Raw genomic sequence first — 20,629 nt, forward strand, 5'->3', positions numbered from 1 at the left:
GGGCGCACAGGTCTCGTGTCGTCGTGGACGGGTCCGGCGGCCCGAGAGCCCGCCGTCGCCGCTCGGGTCCGTCCACGACGACCGTGAGCGGAGCGGTGGCCGTCAGATCGGCGGGTGGTAGCGGGCGTGCATGGCGGCCGCGGTGGTGGCCATGGCCGAGCGGAGTTCGGGTGGGTCGAGAACCTCGAGATGTTCGCCGAGGGGGAGCAGGGCGTGGGCGAGGATCTCGTAGGACTCGCCGAGGAGGGTGATCTCGACCCAGCCGGAGTCGTCGGGCACGCTCGCGGAGGCCAGGGCGTCGCGGACGGCCGCCGGGTCGTTCATCAAGCGCAGCAGGCCCAGGTGGTCGGCCGAGACCCGGCACCGCGCCCGGACCCGCAGGATGGCGCGGGCGAATTCGTCGGCCGACGCCGACCAGTGCGCGGTGAGCTCGAAATCGGCTGGGCGGGTGAAGGATTCGCCGGTGGGCTCGGCGGCGGTGATGCGGCTTGCCCGGTAGGAACGGATGTCGGTGGTCTCGCGGGCGACCAGATACCAGGTGCCAGCCTTCATGACCAGGCCGAGCGGATCGACCGTGCGCTCGACGGTCTTGTCGCGGCGCCGGTAGCTGATCGCGAGCCTGCGGTCGTGCCACAGCGCGTCGGCGACCGCCGCCAGGGTGGGGGTGTCGTCCGGGCGGTGGAACCAGCCGGGCATGTCGATGTGGACGCGCTCGGCGATGCGGGTGGCGCGGCCGCGCAGTTCGGGCGGCAGCGCGGCCAGCATCTTGAGCTGAGCGGTGGCGAGCACGGTGCCGAGGCCGAGGTCGGCGGCCGCGCCGGGCAGTCCGGCCAGCAGGACCGCGTCGGCCTCGTCGGAGGTGAGGCCGGTCAGCCGGGTGCGGTATCCGTCGATCAGCCGCACGCCGCCACCGCGCCCCGGCTCGCTGTACACCGGGACCCCGGCCGCCGACAGCGCCTCGACATCCCGATAGACGGTGCGCACCGATACCTCTAGCTCCCGCGCCAGCTCGGTCGCGGTCGCCCCGCCCTTGGCCTGCAACAGGAGCAGCAGCTGCACCAACCTGCTCGCTCGCATGTTCTCGAGACTAGCCGGAAACCTTGACACAGGATGTCAAGGTTGAGTCGTACTGTTCGACTATGACCACATGGAGCCAGTTCACCGAGGAAGCACCGCGAATCTCCGCCCTGTTCCTGCGCAGGCACCAGGCGACCGGCAATCTGTGCCTGCTCGGCACCGTCCGCGCCGACGGGTCGCCGCGGATCAGCCCGATCGAGCCGACGATCTTCGAGGGCATGCTGATCCTGGCCGGCATGCCGAACACCAGGAAGTTCGCCGACCTCGCCCGCGACCCGCGGTTCTGCCTGCACACCGCGACCGTCGACACCAAGGTCACCGACGGTGACGCCAAACTGTTCGGCACCGTCACCGATCTGCCGGACGAGGCCGTGCACGCGCGTTTCGCCCAGAAACTCTTCGACGACAGCGGTTTCGACATCCGCGGTGAGAAGTTCGACCACTTCTACGTCGCCGATCTCACCGGCGCTTCCACTGTGGAGGTCGACGACGACCACCTCGACATCACCGTGTGGAAGCCCGGTGCGGGCGAGCGGGTGGTCCGCAAGGACTGACCCGCGCTAGGCGGTGTTCGCCGCCGCGAGCAGGGCCTGGATGCGCCGGTAGTCGGGCGGCGCCGACAACTCGCCCGGATCGCCCCGGAGGGTGCGGGCCAGGCCGACCGCCGCGCCGAGAGCGGCCCGGTACAGGGCCGATCCGGTGCTGATCCGGCGCACGCCCAGCGCGGCGAGGGTGTCGGGATCGGGGCCGGTCGGTGCGTACAGGGTGTTCAGTGGCAGCGGGGTCGCGGCGACGAGGGTGCGCAGCATGGCCGGGTCGGTGACGCCAGGGACGAATAATCCGTCGGCGCCCGCCGCCGCGTACAGCCGGGCCCGGTGCACGGTCGAGTCTTCGTCGATGCCGAACCAGTGGGTGTCGACGCGGGCGTTGACGAACAGATGTGGTGTGCGGGTCTTGATGGTGTGCACGAGGTCAGCCTGTTCCTGCGGCGTGGCCAGGAAGGTGTTGTCGCGGCCGTCCTCGATATTGATTCCGGCGACGCCGAGATCGGCCAGCCGGGCGACATAGTCGGCGACTTCGGCGGGGTCCTCGGCGAACCCGGCTTCGATATCGACGCTCACCAGAACCGGCAGTCGCGTCAATCGGGCGGCGAGAGCGAAGGTTTCGGTCGCGGACGCGGCTTTGCCATCGGGCAGACCGGCTGCGGCGGCGACCCCCAGACTGGTGGTGGCGATGGCTGGGAATCCCGCGTCCGCGAGCAGGGCGCCGGAGGTGAAGTCCCAGGCATTGGGCAGGATCAACGGCCGCTCGCCATGATGGAGTGCGTGGAAGTCGGTCGAATCCGCGGGGTACGGAGTACGTGGGTGGGCATTCGTCGGCGCTCGGCCGTTTCCAGGCCCGATCGACGCCGTGTCCGGCTCTCGCGCGGGGCGCGGCTCCGTTGGACGGTGTGAGCTGGTCGGTTGGTTTCGCGCGGGCCGATGGCCTGGTTCGGTGAGTGTGCGTGGTTCGGCGTATGCGTTCGGCTCGATCCGTAGGTTCCCATCGGGCAGCGTCCTCATCGTGGGCTCGACGCTCGACCCGGACCGGAGGTGCGGCGTAGGCCGCGGAGCCGATCCGGGCAGCGGCCGTTCCCCGCCCGGCTCGAAAAGCGCAGGTGGGGTCTCGGATTCGAGGATGCCGTTGGCGATGGCGACCGCGAGTTCGTGCCCGGGGCAGCGGTGCGGTCCCGCGCCGAATCCGAGCCCCGGATGGCGAAGATCGAGTTCGGTCACCACACCGTCGACGAGCCGCCGTGTGGAGCGCAATGGCGGCGTGGTCGCCATGATCAGTGCCGGGCGGTCGGCTGGGGCGCCGATGTCCGAGGCGCGGGCGGCCGCAATCAATTCGCCGGTCCCCGCGCACGCCTGCACCAGGATGCAGATCCGTGCGGCGATCCGCTCGTCGTCGGTGGTCTCGCTGTCGGAGGTGGGCGTTCCGTTGCCCGGTGTGTGTCGGTCGGTGCCCGAGGGGGCGGCGGTCCGGCCCGGCGTCGCGATGTCGCCGACCTCCGCAGAGGCGGTGCGGGCTGGTCGGTGCGGGGCTCCCGCGAGCGTGCCGTGCCTACCAGTGACGTATCCGGCCGCCGACACCCCTGCGCTGTCGTGCGTGCACCCCGAGACACGCGCGGGCGCTGTGCACAGAGCCACGAGTTCACGCACCGCCGCGTCCGCCTCCGGCGTGATCGGTTCGTGTGGTTGATAGGCGGCCGCGACGACCGCCACCGCCACGACCGCACGCTCAGGGATCCCCATCGCCGCGAGCAGCACCCTGACATGGGCCAGTGGCTGGTCTGCTCGGGCGGCGGCGGCGATCCGAAGGACGGCGGGGTTGAGGCGATCCAGCTCGCGTCGCACCGCCGCCCGTCGGCGCTGATGGACGAGACCATCGCAGAATCGGGGGACGGACGCGCGCAGCCACGCGATGCCCGGACCGGGCGCGTCGGGCACCGGCGGCATCGGCGCGGTGTGGAGCAGTTCTCGGACGAGCTCGGGATCGCTGATCACGACATCGACGGTAGGCCCGCGACAGTTCGGTGGCCGCCGAACAATCGCCGTCGCATGATGGGGAGATGCCCGCCCGCGCCGCCGCCCTCGCCGACTGGGCCGCCGTCCTCGCCGACCGGACCAGAGCCCACATGTGCCTGGCCCTGCTCGACGGCCGCGCCTGGACCGCCGGCGAACTGGCCCGCCTGACCGGCGTCGCCCCGTCCACCGCGACGGCCCACCTGGACCGCCTGTGCGGGGCGGGCTTGATCACCGAACGCAAACAGGGCAGGCACCGCTACGTCGAACTGGCGAGCCCCGCGATCGCCCAGCTCCTGGAAACCCTGCTGGCGGAACTCGACCCGACCCCCACCCCACCGAAGAACCTGCGCGCCGCCACCGCCGACGCGGCCCTGGCGCGCGGGCGAACCTGCTACAACCACCTGGCCGGCCGCCTCGGCGTCACCATCACCGACGCCATGGCCCACCGCGGCCTCCTCGACCCGGACAACGCCCACACCCTGACCCCCGCGGGCACCACCTGGCTCACCACCACCCTCGGCATCGACGAGCCCACCCTCACCCGCTCCCGCCGTCCCCTGACCCGCCCCTGCCTGGACTGGACCGAACGCCGCACCCACCTCGGCGGCCCCGCCGCGGTCCTCCTGCACCGCCGCCTGCTGGCCCTGACCTGGATCACCCCGTCCGGAACCGGCCGCGCCATCCGCGTCACCCCTACAGGAGAAACCGGTCTTGCCGAAACCCTCGGCATAGACCCCGCCCACCTACGCTGACGGCCCGACCGACCGCTCAGTCGAACAGAGCCTCGACAGTGGAGACTTCCAGCGCCCGCCGCATCCATACGTCGAAGGTCTGTTGGTCCCGGCATGCGGTGACGCGTGCGGCGGCATCCTCCGGAACATGAACCCCGCGATGTCGAAGGATGAGCAGCACATCCTTGGCCCGCCCCTCATCCAGCCCTTCGTCGCGGCCTTCTTCCCGCAGCGCCTGAGCAAGGGGTCCGCGGAAGTACGAGAGATCGGCGTCCATGAGTTCCTTCCAGGTCGTGCCCGCTTTTGTCCGGCCGAGGCCGTGATAGACGAGTTCGATGAACAACTGCGTCTCGTCCTGGTCTCCGGCTTGCCGGAAGGCCTCGGCCACGGACTCCAGTATCGCTCGGGCTCAGGGATCCCGGAGGGAGTCTCTTCGGTGGCGGAGGTATTCGCGTTCGATGTCGTTGGGGGTGAGGGGGAGGGCGGTGTTGTAGGCGGTGACGGCTTCGGGGAGGCGGCCTTCGCGGCGGAGGAGGTCGGCGCGGAGGGCGTGGTAGAGGTGGTGGGTGGGGAGGTCGATGGTGGTGAGTTCGGCGAGGGCGGCGTTGGGGCCGTGGACTTCGGCGAGGGCGACGGTGCGGTGGAGGGCGACGATGGGGGTGGGCGTGAGGGTGTAGAGGTGGTCGTAGAGGGTGAGGATCTGGGGCCAGTCGGTGGCGGCCGCGGTGGGGGCGTCGGCGTGGACGGCGTTGATGGCGGCCTGGAGCTGATAGGGGCCGGGGGCGTTGCGGCGCAGGCATTCTCGGAGCAGGGATCGGGCCTCGTCGATGAGGTCGCGATCCCAGCGGGTGCGGTCCTGGTCGGCGAGCGGGATGAGGTGCTCGCCGTCGGTGCGGGCGGTCCGGCGGGATTCGGTGAACAGCATGAGGGCGAGCAGGCCCAGGATCTCCGGCTCGCCGGGGAGCAGATCGGTGAGCAGGCGGCCCAGCCGGATCGCTTCGGCGCACAGGTCGGCGCGGATCAGATCGGGGCCCGAGGTGGCCGAATAGCCTTCGGTGAAAACGAGATACACGACGGCGAGCACGGCGGGCAGCCGCGCGGGCAGTTCGGCGTCGGCGGGGACCCGATAGGGGATGCGGGCGTCGCGGATCTTGCCCTTGGCGCGCACGAGCCGTTGCGCCATCGCCGATTCGGAGACGAGGAACAGCCGGGCGATCTCGGCGGTGGTGAGCCCGCCGAGCAGCCGCAGCGTCAGGGCGACCCGGGCGATGGGGGCGAGCGCCGGATGGCAGCAGGTGAAGATCAGGCGCAGCCGGTCGTCGGGGAAGCTGTCGGTGGGCGCCGCCGGATCCGCGTGCAGGAGAGCGGCTTCGGCGTGCCGGTCGGCCCGGGTCGCCTCGCGACGGAGCCGGTCGATCGCGCGGTTGCGCGCCGTGGTGATGATCCAGCCCGCCGGGCTCGGCGGCACCCCGTCGACCGGCCAGCGCACGACCGCGGCGGCGAAGGCCTCCTGCACCGCGTCCTCGGCGACCCCGATGTCACCGAAGACGCGGATCAGGGAAGCGACCGCGCGCCCGTAGTTCTCCGCGAAGACCGCCTCGATGTCCATCTAGCCGCTCGCCACCGGCCGCACCTCGATCGGCAGGGTGAGTACCGCGGCCAGCCGGCCCGCCCAGTCCATCGCCTCGTCCAGATCGGCCGCCTGGATGAGGGTGAAGCCGCCGATGTGCTCGGTGCCCTCGGCGAAGGGCCCGTCGGTGATCAGCACCTCGCCCTCCTTCGCCCGCACGACGGTCGCGGTGCTCGCCGCGTGCAGGCCGACCGCGAACACCCAGGCCCCGGCCGCCCGCATCTCCTCGTTCAGCGCGGCCAGCTCGTAGAGGATCGTGCCGATGTTCGACGGCGCCGGACCGTCGGGCTGATAGATGCACAACAGGTATTGCTTCATGATCGTCCTTTCGTGGGGGTTCATCTCCTATACGAACGGGACGCCGCCGAATCGACACTCGCGGGTGCAACGATTCTCGTCCGGACGGCCAGCGAGGTGCCCGGATTCGGCCGGGCCGCTGTGCCACGATGAGGCGCATGGAGCTGCTCGCCGCCGCCGTCGACGCGCCGTCGCCGATCGTCTCGCTGTTCTGGATCGCGCTCGTGGCGGTGGTGGCGCCGCTGCTGTCGCGGGCACTGCGTGGCTTCGTGCCGGATGTGGTGATCCTGCTCGTGGCGGGCACGATCCTCGGGCCGTTCGCGCTCGGCTGGGCCACCGCAGACGGCGGCGTCGACCTCATCAAGGAACTCGGCCTCGGCATGCTGTTCCTGCTCGCGGGCTACGAACTGGACCCGAAACTGCTCGGCGGCAAGTCGGGGCGGGTGGCCTGGCTGGTGTGGCTGGCCGGTCTCGTCTTCGCGTTCGGCCTGGTCAGCGTGCTGGCGAGCAGCGAATCGACGACCAACCACATCGCCGTCGCGATCGCGATGACCTCCACCGCGCTGGGCACCCTGCTGCCCATCATCAAACAGGCCGGGCTGCTCGACACCGCGCTGGGCCGGGCGGTGCTCGCGCACGGCGCGGTCGGCGAGCTCGGCCCGATCGTGGCCATGTCGGTACTGCTGAGCAGTCACAATGTCGGTGCCGCGCTGGTGGTGCTCGCGCTGTTCGTGCTGGCGGCGCTGCTGGTCGGGCTGATCCCGGTGCGGCTGTTCGGCCGCGTCCCCGATCTGGGGGCGGCGCTGGCCAGGATGGACGGCGGCACCTCCCAGCTGCCGGTGCGCGGGTCGATCCTGTTGCTGCTGGTGCTCATGGTGGTGGCCGAACGCTTCGACCTGGACGTGGTGCTCGGCGCCTTCGCCGCGGGCATGGTGCTGCGCAGGCTAATCGCCGCGGGCCATCCGCGCGTCGACGAGCAGCTCGAGACCATCGGCTACGGGCTGCTGATCCCGGTGTTCTTCGTGGTCTCGGGCATGGCGATCGATATGTCGGCGGTGGCGAACAGGCCGCTGCTGTGGGTGTCGTTCGTGGCGGCGATCGCCGTCGCCCGCGGGTTGCCGGTGTGGCTGAGCGAGCGGTTCGTCCCGCACGGGCGCAATCTGGAATCGCCGCACGAGCGGGCTCAGCTGGCCCTGTTCGCGGCCACCGGCCTGCCGATCATCGTCGCCGTCACCCAGGTGGCCGTGTCGACGGAGCTGATGACGGCGGATACCGCCTCGGTTCTGGTCGCCGCCGGCGCGACGACGGTTCTGCTGTTCCCGCTGGTAGCGCGCTTGATCGGCGGGAAGGCGCCGCTCGCGACCGCACCTGCCCATGAATGAGCTTGCATAGTCGTGCATAATCATCACATGGTTGATTCGTCGGGAGGACCCGCGCTGCGGGTGGCGGTTGCCGGTGCGAGTGGATACGCCGGTGGCGAAGTGTTGCGTTTGCTGCTGTCGCACCCCGAATACCGAACCGGGCGCCTCGAGATCGGGGCGCTGACCGCCGGATCCAACGCGGGCACCGCGCTGGGCGCGCTCCAGCCGCATCTGCTGCCGCTGGCCGACCGGATCCTGCAGGAAACCACCCCCGAGGTCCTGGCCGGGCACGACATCGTCTTCCTCGGCCTGCCGCACGGCCAGTCCGGCGCCATCGCGCAGGCACTGCCCGAGTCCACGGTGATCATCGACTGCGGTGCCGACTTCCGGCTCACCGACGCCGCCGCCTGGGAGAAGTACTACGGCAGCGCCCACGCGGGCAGCTGGCCCTACGGCCTGCCCGAGCTGCCCGGCGGCCGGGCGCGGCTCACCGGCGCCCGGCGCATCGCCGTGCCCGGCTGCTACCCGACGGTGTCCAGCGTCGCGCTGGCGCCCGCCATCGCGGCGGGCATCATCGAGCCGACCGTGAACGTGGTCGCCGTCAGCGGCACCTCCGGTGCCGGCCGCAAGCTCGATGTCGGCCTGCTCGGTTCCGAGGTGATGGGCAGCGTCCGCGCCTACGGCATCGCCGGCGCGCACCGGCACACCCCCGAGATCGCGCAGAACCTGAAGGCGGCGGGCGGCGTCGACGTCGCGGTGTCGTTCACTCCGGTGCTCGCCCCGATGCCGCGCGGCATCCTCGCGACCTGCACCGCCCCGGTGAAGGTGGACGCGGCCGAGGCGCGTGCCGTCTACGAAAAGGCTTACGCCGACGAACCGTTCGTGCATCTGCTGCCCGAAGGCGTTCTGCCGCAGACCGGTTCGGTGCTGGGCTCCAACGCCATCACCCTGCAGGTCGCCGTCGACACCGACGCGGGCCTGCTCGTGGTGATCGGCGCGATCGACAACTTGACCAAGGGCACCGCGGGCGCCGCGGTGCAATCGATGAACCTGGCCGTCGGATTCGACGAGACCGCAGGACTTTCCACCGTAGGAGTGGCACCGTGACGACCCCTGATCCGCACTCGACGGACCACGGCAACTTGATCCACACCCAGGGCGTCACCGCCCCGCTCGGCTTCCGCGCCGCCGGTATCGCGGCGGGCATCAAGGCCAGCGGCAAGCCCGACCTCGCCCTGGTCCTCAACGAGGGCCCCGAATACGCGGCCGCCGGTGTTTTCACCAGCAATCAGGTCAAGGCCGCGCCGGTGCTGTGGTCGCAGCAGGTGCTGAAGTCGGGGCGCGTGCGCGCGGTCATCCTCAACTCGGGCGGCGCGAACGCCTGCACCGGGCCCGGCGGCTTCCAGGACACCCACCGGACCGCCGAGGAACTCGCCGCCGCGCTGAGCAACTGGGGCACCGAGACCGGCGCGGGCGAGATCGCGGTCTGCTCCACCGGCCTGATCGGTGACCGGCTGCCGATGGACAAGCTGATCCCCGCCGTCACCGAGATCGTGCACGAGATGGGCGGTGGCATGTCCGGCGGCTCCGACGCCGCGCACGCCATCATGACCACCGACACCGTGCCGAAGGAATCGGCGTTCCACCACGAGGACAAGTGGAACGTCGGCGGTATGGCCAAGGGCGCGGGCATGCTCGCCCCGTCGCTGGCCACCATGCTCGTCGTGCTCACCACCGACGCGGTGGCCACGCCCGAGCAGCTCGACCGGGCGCTGCGCCAGGCCACCAAGTACACCTTCGACCGGCTCGACGTCGACGGTTCCTGCTCCACCAACGACACCGTGCTGCTGCTGGCCAACGGCGCCAGCGGCGTCACCCCGTCGCAGGAGGACCTCGACGCGGCCGTCTTCACCGTGTGCGACGACCTGGCCGCCCAGCTGATGGCCGACGCCGAGGGCGTCACCAAGCGGGTGCAGATCACCGTCACCGGCGCGGCCTCCGAGGACGAGGCCCTGACCGTGGCCAGGGCGGTCGCCCGCGACAGCCTGGTCAAGACCGCGCTGTTCGGCTCCGACCCGAACTGGGGCCGGGTGCTCGCCGCCGTCGGCATCGCCCCGGTGACGCTGGACCCGGACCGGATCGCGGTGTCGTTCAACGGCAATCCGGTCTGTGTCGACAGCGTCGGCGCGCCCGGCGCGCGCGAGGTCGACCTGTCCGGCGAAGACATCGCGGTGCTGATCGAGCTGAACGTCGGCGCGGGCACCGCGATGGTGCGCACCACCGACCTCTCGCACGCCTACGTCGAAGAGAACTCGGCGTACAGCTCATGAGCAGCGGTGTGGTGCAGTCCCTCTCGGCGCTGGACAAGGCGCACGTGCTCGCCGACGCGCTGCCGTGGCTGCAGAAGTTCCGCGACAAGGTCGTCGTCGTGAAGTACGGCGGCAACGCCATGATCGACGACGAGCTCAAGGCCGCCTTCGCCGCCGACATGGCGTTCCTGCGCACCGTCGGCGTGCACCCGGTGGTCGTGCACGGCGGTGGCCCGCAGATCAACGCGATGCTGAAGAAGCTCGGCATGGCGGGCGAGTTCCGCGGCGGCTTCCGCGTCACCACCCCCGAGGTGATGGACGTGGTGCGGATGGTGCTGTTCGGCCAGGTCGGGCGCGAACTCGTCGGGCTGATCAACGCGCACGGCCCGTACGCGGTCGGCATCTCCGGTGAGGACGCGCACCTGTTCACCGCGACCCGGCGCACGGTCACGGTGGAGGGTGTCGCCACCGACATCGGCCTGGTCGGCGACGTCACCGAGGTCAATCCGGGTGCCGTGCTCGATCTGATCGACGCCGGGCGCATTCCGGTGGTGTCCACCATCGCCCCCGACGCCGACGGCGTGGTGCACAACATCAACGCCGACACCGCCGCCGCCGCGCTGGCGGAGGGCATCGGCGCGGAGAAGCTCGTCGTCCTCACCGACGTCGAGGGCCTCTACACCGACTGGCCCGACCGTTCCTCGCTGACCAGCGAGATCGACGCGACGGCGCTCGCGGAGTTGCTGCCGCGCCTGGATGCGGGCATGGTGCCGAAGATGGAAGCGTGCCTGCGGGCGGTGCGGGGTGGGGTACCCAGCGCCCATGTGATCGACGGCAGGGTGCCGCATTCGGTACTACTGGAGTTGTTCACCGGAGAAGGAATCGGAACGATGGTGACCGCATGAGTGAAGTAGAGAAGCTGCAGCAGCGGTGGTCGGCCGCGATGATGAACAACTACGGCACCCCGAAGGTCGCGCTGGTGCGCGGCGCGGGCGCGGTGCTCTACGACGCCGACGGCAAGCGCTACGTCGACTTCCTCGGTGGCATCGCGGTGAACAGCCTCGGCCACGCCCACCCCGCCATCCTGGAAGCGGTCACCCAGCAGCTGGGCACGCTCGGCCACGTGTCGAACCTGTATGCCAGCGAGCCGGTGATCGAGCTGGCCGAGAAGCTGCTCGCGCACTTCGGCGACGGCGAGGGCAAGGCGTTCTTCTGCAACTCCGGCACCGAGGCCAACGAAGCCGCGTTCAAGATGGCCCGGCTGACCGGCCGGACCAAGATCGTCGCCGCCGAGGAGGCCTTCCACGGCCGGACCATGGGCGCGCTCGCGCTCACCGGTCAGCCCTCGAAGCGGGAACCGTTCGAGCCGATGCCGCCCGGCGTCGTGCACGTGCCCTACGGTGACGCCGCCGCGCTGGAGGCCGTCGTCGACACCGACACCGCCGCGGTGTTCCTGGAGCCGATGATGGGCGAGAGCGGTGTGGTCGTCCCGCCGTTCGACTACCTGGCCCGGGCGCGCGAGATCACCTCGCGGGCGGGCGCGCTGCTGATCCTCGACGAGGTGCAGACCGGAATCGGCCGCACCGGAACGTTTTTCGCGCATCAGGCGGCGGGCATCGTGCCCGACGCGATCACCCTGGCCAAGGGCCTCGGCGGCGGTCTGCCGATCGGCGCCGTGCTGGCGCAGGGCCGCGCCGCTGAGCTGCTCACCCCGGGCCTGCACGGCACGACCTTCGGTGGCAACCCGGTGTGCGCCGCCGCGGCGCTGGCGGTCCTGCGGACGATCGACTCCGAGGATCTGCTCTCCCATGTGGAATGGGTGGGCAAGAAGCTCAGCGACGGTATCGCGCTGCTCGAGCACCCCGAGATCGATCATGTGCGCGGGGCGGGCCTGCTGATCGGTATCGTCCTGAAGAACGACATCTCCGCCCATGTCGACGAGCGGGCGCGGGAGGCGGGCTACCTGATCAATCCCGCCAAGCCGAACGTGATCCGGTTGGCGCCGCCGCTGGTGCTCACCGAAACCCAGGCCGACAACTTCGTCGCCGACCTGCCCGAGATCCTCGACAAGGCCGCCGCCGATGCGAAGGGAGCCAGCAAGTGACCCTGCGCCACTTCCTGCGCGACGACGATGTGACCCAGGCCGAGCAGGCCGAAATCCTCGCCATCGCCGCGGATCTGAAGAAGAACCCGTTCGCGCACCGGCCGCTCGACGGCCCGCGCGGGGTCGGGGTGATCTTCGAGAAGAACTCCACCCGCACCCGGTTCTCGTTCGAGCTCGGCATCGCCCAGCTCGGCGGGCACGCCGTCGTCGTCGACGGCCGCGACACCCAGCTGGGCCGGGAGGAAACCCTCGGCGACACCGGCAGCGTGCTCTCGCGCTACGTGGAGGCCATCGTCTGGCGGACCTTCGAACAGTCCCGCCTCGACGAGATGTCGGCCACCGCGACGGTGCCCGTGGTGAACGCGCTGTCCAACGAGTTCCACCCCTGCCAGGTGCTCGCCGATCTGCAGACGATCAGCGAGCGCAAGGGCACCCTCGCCGGGCTGAACCTCACCTACTTCGGCGACGGCGCCAACAATATGGCGCACTCGCTGCTGCTGGGCGGGGTGACCGCGGGCATGAACGTGACCGTCGCCGCGCCCGCCGGTTTCGAACCCCTGCCGTGGATCCTCGAGGCCGCCGCCAAGCGGGCCGCGGAGACCGGGGCGACGGTGTCGGTCACCAACGACCCGGTGGCGGGCGCGACCGGCGCGGATGTGCTGGTCACCGACACCTGGACCTCGATGGGGCAGGAGAACGACGGTCTCGACCGGGTCGGCCCGTTCCGTCCGTTCCAGGTCAACGCGGCACTGCTCGCCGCCGCCGACCCGGAAGCCATTGTGATGCACTGCCTTCCGGCGCACCGCGGCGAGGAGATCACCGACGAGGTACTCGACGGCCCGCACAGCGTGGTCTGGGACGAGGCCGAGAACCGGCTGCACGCCCAGAAGGCGCTACTGGTCTGGCTGCTCGCGAAAGCCGCCGCGTGAGACCGCGAATCGGGGCCGGCGCGGAGGTCGGACGATGAGCGCACCCGAGAAGGGCTCGCCCGCCATCGCCCGCACCCGCGCCGGCCGCCAATCGCGCATCGTCGAGCTGCTGTCCGCGCATTCGGTCCGCAGCCAGACCGAACTCGCGACCCTGCTGGCCGCCGAGGGCATCGAGACCACCCAGGCGACCCTGTCGCGTGATCTCGACGAACTCGGCGCGGTCAAGCTGCGCGCCGCCGACGGTGGCGCGGGCGTCTACGTCGTCCCCGAGGACGGCAGCCCCGTCCGCGGCGTCACCGGCGGCACCGGCCGCCTGTCCAAACTCCTCGGCGACCTGCTGGTCTCCACCGACGCCAGCGGCAACCTCGCCGTCCTGCGCACCCCACCCGGCGCCGCCCACTTCCTGGCCAGCGCCCTCGACCGCGCCGCCCTGCCCTTCATCGTCGGCACCATCGCCGGCGACGACACCATCGCCGTCATCGCCCGCGAACCCCTCACCGGCGCCGAACTGGCCGCCCGCATCGAGGAATTGGCCTGATCCACGGAGTTTCGTTGTCGGCGCCAACTCCTGACCTTGGTGCCGGAGCGGATTCGCCTTGATGCCGACCCGGAGGGTCGATGGTCGCCCCCGGCGGCCGACTGCCCGGGCATCCCGCGCCATGCACTGATCCACCGGCGCAGATAGAGCCGGGTTACTCCCTGGTTGCGCCGTCCGGCCAGACGATGTCCACCGGAATGCCCTGGGCGCGGGCGGATTCGACGACGGTGGCGGTGCCGCCGCGTTCGCCCTCGTTGCCGTCCCACACCGCGACGAGGCGGTCGCAGTCGGTGACGAGGACTTCGTTGGCTGCCTCGTAGGCGTTCTTGCCCGCGGTGTCGAAGTCCATCACGCGCACCGTGCTCGCGCGGGCGAGGAGAGCGTCGAACAGGGGTGCGTGGTCGGGCTTCACCTTGGCCGCGCGGTAGTCGCGGGAGGGGAGGACGACCTCCAGGCGTCCGCCTGCCGCCAGTACCGCTTCGGCGAAGATCGAATCCGCGCCGCGGGCCAGGCAGGTGATGCCGACCAGGTCGGGGACGTCGGTGAGGAGGGCCGAGATCGCCTCGCGCACCAGGGTTTCGGTGGCGGGGGTGAGGTTCATGTGGCCGGTGACGCTGATCCGCATCGGGGTCATCCTGCCGGGGTGGGTGGGGTGCGCAGGCCGGTCAGGGCGATCTCGGTGAGCAGGGGTGCCGAGTCGGGGGCGGCTTGGCAGCCCGCGCCGATGCCGTGGCCGAGTCGCAGGATGTCGCGCGGGGTGACGTCACGGCGTACGAGCCCGGCTTCCTGGACGGGGACCAGGACGGACTCGGCCGCCTCGGCGAGCAGCGTCGAGCAGGCGGCGAAGACGTCGGAGGTCCGGTCGATCGCGGCCTTGAGGGTGGCCGCCAGGCCGTGCCGGTGCAGGATGTAGGAGACCAGTTCGCCGAACCACTCGGTGAAAGCATCCGGGGGAGTGCGGGTTTCGCGCAGCTCGGCGGCGCGCGCGGCGAGGGTTTCGATATTGGCGCGATAGACCGCCTCCATCAGCGCCGTGCGATTCGGGAAGTGCCGGTACAGGGTGCCGGGGCCGACGCCCGCGCGCCGGGCGATGTCGTCGAGGGGTGCCTCGATGCCGTGCTCGGCGAAGGCGTCGCGCGCGCATTCGATGATGCGTTCGTAGTTGCGGCGCGCGTCGGCGCGCATCGGCCGCGACGGTGCGTCCACTCGGTCCTCCACTGGAAACGGATGAAGTCTCCGTTTAGGCTTGCGGAACCGGAGACTTTCTCCCTATGCTAGCTCTGTCATAAACGGAGACTATCTCCGTTTAGCTTCCCTCTCGATGGAGCGCACTTGACCACCACCACACTTCCGGCGAAAGCCCAGGTAGCGCGCGCCCGTCCGGGCGTCGTCCTGGTCACCTTGCTGACCTGCCAGCTGATGATCATTCTCGACGTCACGGTGATGAACGTGGCCCTGCCGCGGATCCGGACCGATCTGGAGTTCAGCGCCACCGGCCTGTCCTGGGTGATGAACTCCTACACCCTCGTCTTCGGCGGCCTGCTGCTGCTCGGCGGCCGCGCCGGCGACCTGTTCGGCAGGCGCAGGCTGTTCATCGCGGGCACGACACTGTTCACCCTCGCCTCCCTGGCCGGCGGGCTGGCGCCCTCGGCAGGCTGGCTGCTCGCGGCCCGGGTGCTGCAGGGCATCGGTGGCGCGATGGCCGCGCCCAATACCCTCGCGCTGCTGACGACGACGTTCACCGAGCCGAAGGCGCGCATCCGCGTGCTGGCCTTGTTCTCCGGCATGTCCAGCGCCGGATTCGCGATCGGGTTGATCGTCGGCGGACTGCTGACCGAATGGGTCGGCTGGCGCTCGGTGCTGTTCATCAACGTGCCGTTCGGGCTGCTGATCCTGGCGCTCGCGCTGCGCTACCTGCCCGACGCGCCACGCCGCGCCGCCCGGCTCGATCTGCCGGGCGCGGTGACCGCGACGGCCGGTGTCGCCGCGCTGGTCTACGGATTCATCAGCGCGGCCGCCGACGGCTGGGGCGCGCCGGGCACCGATATCTCCCTGGCAGTCGGCGCGGCGCTGCTCGCGGCGTTCGTGGCGATCGAACTCCGGGCACCGCAACCGCTGCTGCCGCTGCACCTGTTCGCCGATCGCAATCGGGCCGCCGCCTACCTGAACATGTTCCTCGGGCCGATGGCGGGCATGTCGATGTTCTTCTTCCTGACCCAGTATCTGCAGGACGTGCGCGGCATGAGCGCGCTGGCAACGGGATTCGCGTTCCTGCCGACGGCGGCCCTGATGTTCGCGATGATCCGGCTGATTCCCCGGTTGCTGGCCCGCTTCGGCCCGAAACCGGTGACCGTGACCGGCACCGTCGCGATGACCACCGGGCTCGTGCTGCTGACCCGGCTCTCGGCCGACAGCGGCTATTTCCCGCTGCTGTTCGTCGCCATGGTCGCGATGGGTTGCGGGATCGGGCTGGCGTTCTCGCCGCTGAACGTGATCATCATGTCCACGGTGTCGCCGGACGAGGCGGGCGCGGCGGGTGGCGCGTTGCAGACCATGCAGCAGACCGGTGGCGCGCTCGGCCTGGCCGTCCTGGTGACGGTCTTCGGCACCGCGGCCCGCGAGGCGGGCGGTTCACCGACGCACGCCCTCGTCGGCGGGATGACCGCCGCGTTCGGCGCCGCCGCCGTCATCGCGGCGCTGACCTTCGTGGTCGCCCTCACCTTCCGCAGTATCCGGTCGCCGCGATGAGCCGAAACCCCTGATCTGCCAGAGCAGTACGTAGAGCGTCCAGGCGCAGCCCAGTCCCTGGGCTGCGCCGACGATCGTGTGCCGGACCAGGTCGTAGGAGCTGGCCCGGGTCACCGGGTCGTCGATGGCGAGCACGGCGCCGAGGACGGGAGCGAGGATCAGCCCGGTGCGGATCGCGTGACCCCACCGGACCGGCGGCGCCGATGACCGTCGGCTGGTGCGGCGAACCAGGTAGCGGGCGAGCGCGGTGGTACCGAGCAGCGACGAGGCGTAGCCGATCACGTTGTACACCGTGTGCGGCCCGACCACCGGGGTGCGCAGCAGCGCCCAGTGCCGCGCCACGAAACCGGCTGTCTGCGTGCAGGAGTCCCACGCGAGGTGCGTCAGGGCGCCCAGGGCGATGGCGACGACCGGAACCCACAGGCGCCGGAGACCATCGGCGGGCACACGAGCCGGAAGGGCGACACGGAACGGGAAGAGCGCGGCGGCCGGTCCGGCGGAGAGCCGGAAGCCCAGCAGCAGACCGACACCGATCAGCAGGTCCCAGCTCAGCACCCCGACGAGCGAATGGGTCGCGGCACCACCCAGCGGAATCGGCAGGTAGTAGACGACATCGGGCGCGATAGCCCCGGCCACCAGCGCCGACAGCGGCAGGCGCCGAGCCAGGGGCAGCACCGCGACCGGGTGGGCGAGCGTGATCGGCACCCCGCCACGCTATCCCGCCCGCCGCGGGGTCAGTCCCGGGTCAGCCGGCGCCAGGTCCAGTCCACCCGGATATCCAGCGGCGCGTCCGGCGTGACCATCCGGGGATCGGTGTTCACGCCATTGGGCGGACCCGACTGGGCCTCCACCGACAGCGACTCCTCCGGCAGGGTCCAGACGACGACATCGGTGACGGGACTGGTGATCGTGAATTCCAGGAAACCGGGCCAGGTGAGGCGCGCGGTGACGCCGTCGGGCATGGCGAAGCAGTCGTCCCACGGCGGGGGCGACGGCGGGATGTGGCGGCCGGTGGGCAGGTAGTCCGGCCCGCGCTCGTATTGCCAGGCCGGCCGGAAGTCGAGGGCGAGCGGACCCGTGGCCGCGGGGACCTCGCGCAGGAACCAGGGATGCCAGCCGCCCTGGGCGGGAAAGGGATCGGCGTCGGTGGCGATGCGCAGGTCGAGGGTGAGGCCGGTGTCGGTGAGGGCGAACCGCTGGGTGACGGTGCCCGCGAACGGCCACGGGTCGGTCAGCCGGTGCCGCACCGTCGCCTCGGTCGCCGTGGCGGACACGACCTCCCACGCGCCGTCGCGCGCGGTGCCGTGGATGCTGTGCGGCGGATTGTTGATCGGCATCTCGTAGGTCCGGTCACCGACCGTGAACGTGCCGTAGCCGAGCCTGCCCGCCCAGGGTGCCATGACGAAACAGCCCGTCCCCGGGTCCTGCCGCAGCAGTTCGGTCCCGTCGACGGTGAGGCTGTGCAGCGCGCCGCCGTCACCGGGCGCGATGGTCAGTCCGGTGGTGCCCGCGTGGAGTCGCACATCGTCGGCGGCCATGCCGGCGAGACTAGCGGCGCGCGGCGCTCAGCGGCGGGAGCCCACGCCGGATCAGGTGAACGGGTACTGCCCGCCGCCCGCGCCGCCGCCGGGGGAGTTCGGGGTGGCGACGTCGATGATGCTCTGTACCAGGGCGACGATGGCCCGGCCGACATCGAGCACGCCGTTGCCGAGAGTGGAGAATTCCTGCGCGACGTAATGGAGCATCTTGTTCGTCCTCACGTTGGCGAGCCGAATAGTGCTCTCCCAGAGTGCCACACACCGCCGACATGGGCACTACATTGCACAGGTGACCGAGAGTCCAGCGACCGTCCGATTCCAGCCCGTGCCCGATCCCCGGCCCGACGACAAGCCCTGGCCGGACATGGTGTGGCCGGTGCCCGACGGCGCCCGGTTGAGCGGCGAGACGGTGCGGCTGACCACTGTCGATCCGTCGGCGGACGCCGGTGAACTCTTCGCCGCCCTCGACGCGGACGCGGTCTGGGCGCACCTGCCCTGGCGCCCGCGCGGGGCGAGCGAGTTCGCCGATCATCTCCAGGAATTGAACGCCAACCCCGACTGGCATGTCTGGATCGTCCGCGCGCGCACCGGGATCGGCGATCGAGCGGCGGGAGCGGTGCTCGGCGTCACGTCCTACCTGGACGTCCGCCCGCGGGACGCGGCGCTGGAAATCGGGTTCACCGCCTACACGCCGTCGGTCTGGGGCGGTCCGGTCAACCCGGAAGCCAAACTGCTGCTGCTGGAATACGCGTTCGACGAGCTCCATGTAGGCCGCGTGCAGTTGAAGACCGATGTGCGCAACCAGCGTTCGCAGCAGGCGATCGCGCGGCTCGGGGCGCGCTACGAGGGGACGCTGCGGCGTCAGTTCCGGCGCGCGGACGGCACCGTGCGCGACAGTGTGCTGTTCTCGATCACCGCGGAGGACTGGCCGCGGGTGCGCGCGGGGCTCGCCGCGCGGCTCGGCGACCGCTGATCTGGCGGGTCAGGAGTTGAGGAAGTTCAGGATGGCCAGCGCCAGCGGGGCGCTCAGGTCGAACAGCACGCGACCGACGTGCAGGCCCGCGGTGGCGCCGGATTCGTAGTGGTCGGACAGGAACTGCAGGATCGCGTCAACCATGGATGCTCCCGGTGGGGTGGTGCGGGCGGGGGATCAGGCGAAGAAGCCCTGGAGGATCGGCGTGCCGAGGTCGATCACCGTCTTGGCGACCGTCAACCCCAGATTGCCGAGCCCGATGACGACGGCCCCGATCAGGTCGTAGTTCGCCTGGGCGAAATCACGTAGCTGCTGCATGTCCACTCCTCGACCCCGACCGATGGGTAGCTGATGTGACCAGCGTCTCACAGACGATGCTTGCTGCCAAGTTGCTGTCGGACGTCGTCGCAGGTGATAGGCGATTTCGTCCGCGCCGGGCGATGCGGCATGTGGTATCTCTACCCCCGGGTATGAATGAGATTGCATCATCGTGCATAATCATTTGCAGCAGCGGCGCGAGCCGACCGGCGGCCGGAGCATTCATACTGCTCCAGGCAGCCCGTGCAGATCACGTACACACTTCGAGGAGCACAACAGACATGTCCGATCGCGTCGTACTCGCCTACTCCGGTGGGCTTGACACCTCCGTCGCCATCAGCTGGATCGCGAAGGAGACCGGTGCCGAGGTGGTGGCCGTGGCCATCGACCTGGGCCAGGGCGGCGAGGACATGAACGTGGTGCGCCAGCGCGCCCTGGACTGCGGCGCCGTCGAGGCCATCGTGGTCGACGCGCGCGACGAGTTCGCCGACGAGTACTGCCTGCCCACCATCCAGGCCAATGCCATGTACATGGGCCAGTACCCGCTGGTGTCGGCCATCAGCCGCCCGCTGATCGTCAAGCACCTGGTCGAGGCCGCGAAGTTCCACAACGCGACCACCGTCTCGCACGGCTGCACTGGCAAGGGCAACGACCAGGTCCGCTTCGAGGTCGGCATCGGCGCCCTGGCACCCGACCTGGAGGTCATCGCCCCGGTCCGCGACTACGCCTGGACCCGCGAGAAGGCCATCGCCTTCGCCGAGCAGAACAACCTGCCGATCAACGTCACCAAGAAGTCGCCGTTCTCGATCGACCAGAACGTGTGGGGCCGGGCCGTCGAGACCGGCTTCCTCGAGGATCTGTGGAACGCGCCGACCAAGGACGTCTACGACTACACCGCCGACCCGACAGTGAACTTCGAGGCCCCCGACGAGGTCATCATCACCTTCGACAAGGGTGTGCCGGTCGCCATCGACGGCCGTCCCGTCACCGTGCTGCAGGCCATCGAGGAGATGAACACCCGCGCCGGTCGCCAGGGCGTCGGCCGCCTCGACATGGTCGAGGACCGGCTCGTCGGCATCAAGAGCCGCGAGATCTACGAGGCGCCGGGCGCCATCGCGCTGATCACCGCGCACCAGGCGCTGGAGAACGTCACCATCGAGCGTGAGCTGGGCCGCTACAAGCGGCAGGTCGAGCAGCGCTGGGGCGAGCTGGCCTACGACGGCCTGTGGTTCTCCCCGCTCAAGCGCGCGCTGGACGCCTTCGTGCAGGACACCCAGCAGCACGTCACCGGCGAGATCCGGATGGTGCTGCACGGTGGTTCCGCCGTCGTCAACGGCCGCCGCTCCGAGCAGTCGCTCTACGACTTCAACCTGGCCACCTACGACGAGGGCGACACCTTCGACCAGTCGCTGGCCAAGGGCTTCGTGCAGATCCACGGTCTGTCCTCGAAGGTCGCCGCGCGTCGCGACCTGAACCAGAAGTAGTAGTCAGCACGTCGTAGTCTCGACA

At 70.5% G+C, this 20,629-nt stretch carries 24 protein-coding genes; 12 read left to right on the forward strand and 12 right to left on the reverse strand.

All coding sequences use genetic code 11. The features are described from left to right. Positions 1–102: 102 nt before the first annotated feature. Complete coding sequence (locus tag AB0H54_RS31760) at positions 103–1,077, reverse strand: YafY family protein (RefSeq protein ID WP_357350473.1); 975 nt, start codon at positions 1,075–1,077, stop codon at positions 103–105. Between the two features lie 62 nt (positions 1,078–1,139). Between AB0H54_RS31760 and AB0H54_RS31765 the strand changes: the two genes are divergently transcribed. Continuing rightward, positions 1,140–1,631, forward strand: coding sequence for a pyridoxamine 5'-phosphate oxidase family protein (locus AB0H54_RS31765; protein WP_355281684.1), 492 nt, complete (start codon positions 1,140–1,142; stop codon positions 1,629–1,631). A 6-nt stretch (positions 1,632–1,637) separates the two neighbouring features. Here AB0H54_RS31765 and AB0H54_RS31770 read toward each other — a convergent pair whose 3' ends face one another. After that, positions 1,638–3,623 carry an isocitrate lyase/phosphoenolpyruvate mutase family protein gene (locus tag AB0H54_RS31770; protein WP_357350475.1) on the reverse strand — a complete coding sequence of 662 codons (1,986 nt, stop codon included), beginning with the start codon at positions 3,621–3,623 and terminating at the stop codon, positions 1,638–1,640. A gap of 65 nt (positions 3,624–3,688) precedes the next feature. On the opposite strand from AB0H54_RS31770, the gene AB0H54_RS31775 reads away from it, so the two are divergent. Further along, the gene (locus AB0H54_RS31775) at positions 3,689–4,396 is read left to right on the forward strand and encodes a helix-turn-helix domain-containing protein (protein ID WP_357350477.1); all 708 of its coding nucleotides are present in this window, start codon (positions 3,689–3,691) and stop codon (positions 4,394–4,396) included. Positions 4,397–4,412: 16 nt separating this feature from the next. Here the strand turns inward: AB0H54_RS31775 and AB0H54_RS31780 are convergent, their stop codons facing one another. From AB0H54_RS31780 to AB0H54_RS31790, 3 genes are read right to left on the reverse strand one after another with little or no spacing between them, the layout of a single operon-like run. After that, complete coding sequence (locus AB0H54_RS31780) at positions 4,413–4,763, reverse strand: hypothetical protein (protein WP_357350479.1); 351 nt, start codon at positions 4,761–4,763, stop codon at positions 4,413–4,415. Between the two features lie 21 nt (positions 4,764–4,784). Continuing rightward, positions 4,785–5,984 carry an RNA polymerase sigma factor gene (locus AB0H54_RS31785; protein ID WP_357350481.1) on the reverse strand — a complete coding sequence of 400 codons (1,200 nt, stop codon included), beginning with the start codon at positions 5,982–5,984 and terminating at the stop codon, positions 4,785–4,787. Continuing rightward, positions 5,985–6,323, reverse strand: a complete 339-nt coding sequence (locus AB0H54_RS31790) for a YciI family protein (protein WP_357350483.1) — start codon at positions 6,321–6,323, stop codon at positions 5,985–5,987. Positions 6,324–6,460: 137 nt separating this feature from the next. On the opposite strand from AB0H54_RS31790, the gene AB0H54_RS31795 reads away from it, so the two are divergent. The 7 genes from AB0H54_RS31795 to AB0H54_RS31825 are packed head-to-tail and all read left to right on the forward strand — an operon-like array spanning position 6,461 to position 13,543. After that, complete coding sequence (locus AB0H54_RS31795; protein ID WP_357350485.1) at positions 6,461–7,684, forward strand: cation:proton antiporter; 1,224 nt, start codon at positions 6,461–6,463, stop codon at positions 7,682–7,684. Between the two features lie 27 nt (positions 7,685–7,711). Next, a complete protein-coding gene (argC, locus tag AB0H54_RS31800; RefSeq protein ID WP_357350487.1) occupies positions 7,712–8,770 on the forward strand; it encodes an N-acetyl-gamma-glutamyl-phosphate reductase in 1,059 nt (352 codons plus the stop codon). Beyond that, positions 8,767–9,993, forward strand: coding sequence for a bifunctional glutamate N-acetyltransferase/amino-acid acetyltransferase ArgJ (argJ, locus tag AB0H54_RS31805; RefSeq protein ID WP_357350489.1), 1,227 nt, complete (start codon positions 8,767–8,769; stop codon positions 9,991–9,993). Before argC ends, argJ begins: the two co-directional genes overlap by 4 nt. Beyond that, positions 9,990–10,877 carry an acetylglutamate kinase gene (argB, locus tag AB0H54_RS31810; protein WP_357350491.1) on the forward strand — a complete coding sequence of 296 codons (888 nt, stop codon included), beginning with the start codon at positions 9,990–9,992 and terminating at the stop codon, positions 10,875–10,877. Before argJ ends, argB begins: the two co-directional genes overlap by 4 nt. Further along, entirely contained in the window at positions 10,874–12,076 is a 1,203-nt protein-coding gene (locus AB0H54_RS31815; RefSeq protein WP_357350493.1) for an acetylornithine transaminase, read from the forward strand. The genes argB and AB0H54_RS31815 overlap by 4 nt, the downstream gene beginning before the upstream one ends. Continuing rightward, entirely contained in the window at positions 12,073–13,005 is a 933-nt protein-coding gene (argF, locus tag AB0H54_RS31820) for an ornithine carbamoyltransferase (protein WP_357350495.1), read from the forward strand. Before AB0H54_RS31815 ends, argF begins: the two co-directional genes overlap by 4 nt. A gap of 34 nt (positions 13,006–13,039) precedes the next feature. Beyond that, positions 13,040–13,543 (forward strand): arginine repressor, encoded by a 504-nt coding sequence (locus AB0H54_RS31825; RefSeq protein ID WP_218718167.1) that lies wholly within the window; start codon positions 13,040–13,042, stop codon positions 13,541–13,543. Between the two features lie 154 nt (positions 13,544–13,697). Here AB0H54_RS31825 and AB0H54_RS31830 read toward each other — a convergent pair whose 3' ends face one another. Both AB0H54_RS31830 and AB0H54_RS31835 read right to left on the reverse strand, forming a co-directional pair. Beyond that, the gene (locus AB0H54_RS31830; protein WP_357350497.1) at positions 13,698–14,168 is read right to left on the reverse strand and encodes a hypothetical protein; all 471 of its coding nucleotides are present in this window, start codon (positions 14,166–14,168) and stop codon (positions 13,698–13,700) included. A gap of 5 nt (positions 14,169–14,173) precedes the next feature. After that, positions 14,174–14,728 (reverse strand): helix-turn-helix domain-containing protein, encoded by a 555-nt coding sequence (locus AB0H54_RS31835; RefSeq protein ID WP_357350573.1) that lies wholly within the window; start codon positions 14,726–14,728, stop codon positions 14,174–14,176. A gap of 147 nt (positions 14,729–14,875) precedes the next feature. On the opposite strand from AB0H54_RS31835, the gene AB0H54_RS31840 reads away from it, so the two are divergent. Next, on the forward strand, positions 14,876–16,291 hold the full coding sequence (locus AB0H54_RS31840) for an MFS transporter (RefSeq protein ID WP_357350499.1): 1,416 nt from the start codon (positions 14,876–14,878) through the stop codon (positions 16,289–16,291). On the opposite strand, the gene AB0H54_RS31845 is transcribed toward AB0H54_RS31840, so the two are convergent. The 3 genes from AB0H54_RS31845 to AB0H54_RS31855 are packed head-to-tail and all read right to left on the reverse strand — an operon-like array spanning position 16,175 to position 18,036. Continuing rightward, positions 16,175–16,996: a DUF4184 family protein gene (locus AB0H54_RS31845; RefSeq protein WP_357350501.1), complete on the reverse strand. Its 822-nt coding sequence runs from the start codon at positions 16,994–16,996 to the stop codon at positions 16,175–16,177. The genes AB0H54_RS31840 and AB0H54_RS31845 overlap by 117 nt on opposite strands. A 29-nt stretch (positions 16,997–17,025) precedes the next feature. Then, complete coding sequence (locus AB0H54_RS31850; RefSeq protein WP_357350503.1) at positions 17,026–17,829, reverse strand: aldose 1-epimerase; 804 nt, start codon at positions 17,827–17,829, stop codon at positions 17,026–17,028. Positions 17,830–17,880: 51 nt separating this feature from the next. Continuing rightward, on the reverse strand, positions 17,881–18,036 hold the full coding sequence (locus AB0H54_RS31855; protein ID WP_357350505.1) for a hypothetical protein: 156 nt from the start codon (positions 18,034–18,036) through the stop codon (positions 17,881–17,883). A gap of 82 nt (positions 18,037–18,118) precedes the next feature. On the opposite strand from AB0H54_RS31855, the gene AB0H54_RS31860 reads away from it, so the two are divergent. After that, the gene (locus AB0H54_RS31860) at positions 18,119–18,802 is read left to right on the forward strand and encodes a GNAT family protein (protein WP_355281736.1); all 684 of its coding nucleotides are present in this window, start codon (positions 18,119–18,121) and stop codon (positions 18,800–18,802) included. A 9-nt stretch (positions 18,803–18,811) separates the two neighbouring features. Here the strand turns inward: AB0H54_RS31860 and AB0H54_RS31865 are convergent, their stop codons facing one another. Next, on the reverse strand, positions 18,812–18,946 hold the full coding sequence (locus AB0H54_RS31865) for a hypothetical protein (protein WP_355281738.1): 135 nt from the start codon (positions 18,944–18,946) through the stop codon (positions 18,812–18,814). 33 nt (positions 18,947–18,979) lie between these two features. Beyond that, positions 18,980–19,120 carry a hypothetical protein gene (locus AB0H54_RS31870; protein WP_218718162.1) on the reverse strand — a complete coding sequence of 47 codons (141 nt, stop codon included), beginning with the start codon at positions 19,118–19,120 and terminating at the stop codon, positions 18,980–18,982. 281 nt (positions 19,121–19,401) lie between these two features. On the opposite strand from AB0H54_RS31870, the gene AB0H54_RS31875 reads away from it, so the two are divergent. Beyond that, positions 19,402–20,604: an argininosuccinate synthase gene (locus AB0H54_RS31875; RefSeq protein WP_355281740.1), complete on the forward strand. Its 1,203-nt coding sequence runs from the start codon at positions 19,402–19,404 to the stop codon at positions 20,602–20,604. Positions 20,605–20,629: the final 25 nt, after the last annotated feature.

The organism is Nocardia sp. NPDC050718, from assembly GCF_040654235.1.
Lineage (GTDB): Bacteria > Actinomycetota > Actinomycetes > Mycobacteriales > Mycobacteriaceae > Nocardia.

Bases quoted from the DNA above. Each gene is read 5' to 3' on its own strand.
- AB0H54_RS31760 (WP_357350473.1), bottom strand. From the start codon at position 1,077: ATGCGAGCGAGCAGGTTGGTGCAGCTGCTGCTCCTGTTGCAGGCCAAG.
- AB0H54_RS31765 (WP_355281684.1), top strand. From the start codon at position 1,140: ATGACCACATGGAGCCAGTTCACCGAGGAAGCACCGCGAATCTCCGCC.
- AB0H54_RS31775 (WP_357350477.1), top strand. From the start codon at position 3,689: ATGCCCGCCCGCGCCGCCGCCCTCGCCGACTGGGCCGCCGTCCTCGCC.
- AB0H54_RS31785 (WP_357350481.1), bottom strand. From the start codon at position 5,984: ATGGACATCGAGGCGGTCTTCGCGGAGAACTACGGGCGCGCGGTCGCT.
- AB0H54_RS31790 (WP_357350483.1), bottom strand. From the start codon at position 6,323: ATGAAGCAATACCTGTTGTGCATCTATCAGCCCGACGGTCCGGCGCCG.
- AB0H54_RS31795 (WP_357350485.1), top strand. From the start codon at position 6,461: ATGGAGCTGCTCGCCGCCGCCGTCGACGCGCCGTCGCCGATCGTCTCG.
- argC (WP_357350487.1), top strand. From the start codon at position 7,712: ATGGTTGATTCGTCGGGAGGACCCGCGCTGCGGGTGGCGGTTGCCGGT.
- argB (WP_357350491.1), top strand. From the start codon at position 9,990: ATGAGCAGCGGTGTGGTGCAGTCCCTCTCGGCGCTGGACAAGGCGCAC.
- AB0H54_RS31815 (WP_357350493.1), top strand. From the start codon at position 10,874: ATGAGTGAAGTAGAGAAGCTGCAGCAGCGGTGGTCGGCCGCGATGATG.
- AB0H54_RS31825 (WP_218718167.1), top strand. From the start codon at position 13,040: ATGAGCGCACCCGAGAAGGGCTCGCCCGCCATCGCCCGCACCCGCGCC.
- AB0H54_RS31830 (WP_357350497.1), bottom strand. From the start codon at position 14,168: ATGCGGATCAGCGTCACCGGCCACATGAACCTCACCCCCGCCACCGAA.
- AB0H54_RS31835 (WP_357350573.1), bottom strand. From the start codon at position 14,728: ATGCGCGCCGACGCGCGCCGCAACTACGAACGCATCATCGAATGCGCG.
- AB0H54_RS31850 (WP_357350503.1), bottom strand. From the start codon at position 17,829: ATGGCCGCCGACGATGTGCGACTCCACGCGGGCACCACCGGACTGACC.
- AB0H54_RS31855 (WP_357350505.1), bottom strand. From the start codon at position 18,036: ATGCTCCATTACGTCGCGCAGGAATTCTCCACTCTCGGCAACGGCGTG.
- AB0H54_RS31865 (WP_355281738.1), bottom strand. From the start codon at position 18,946: ATGGTTGACGCGATCCTGCAGTTCCTGTCCGACCACTACGAATCCGGC.
- AB0H54_RS31870 (WP_218718162.1), bottom strand. From the start codon at position 19,120: ATGCAGCAGCTACGTGATTTCGCCCAGGCGAACTACGACCTGATCGGG.
- AB0H54_RS31875 (WP_355281740.1), top strand. From the start codon at position 19,402: ATGTCCGATCGCGTCGTACTCGCCTACTCCGGTGGGCTTGACACCTCC.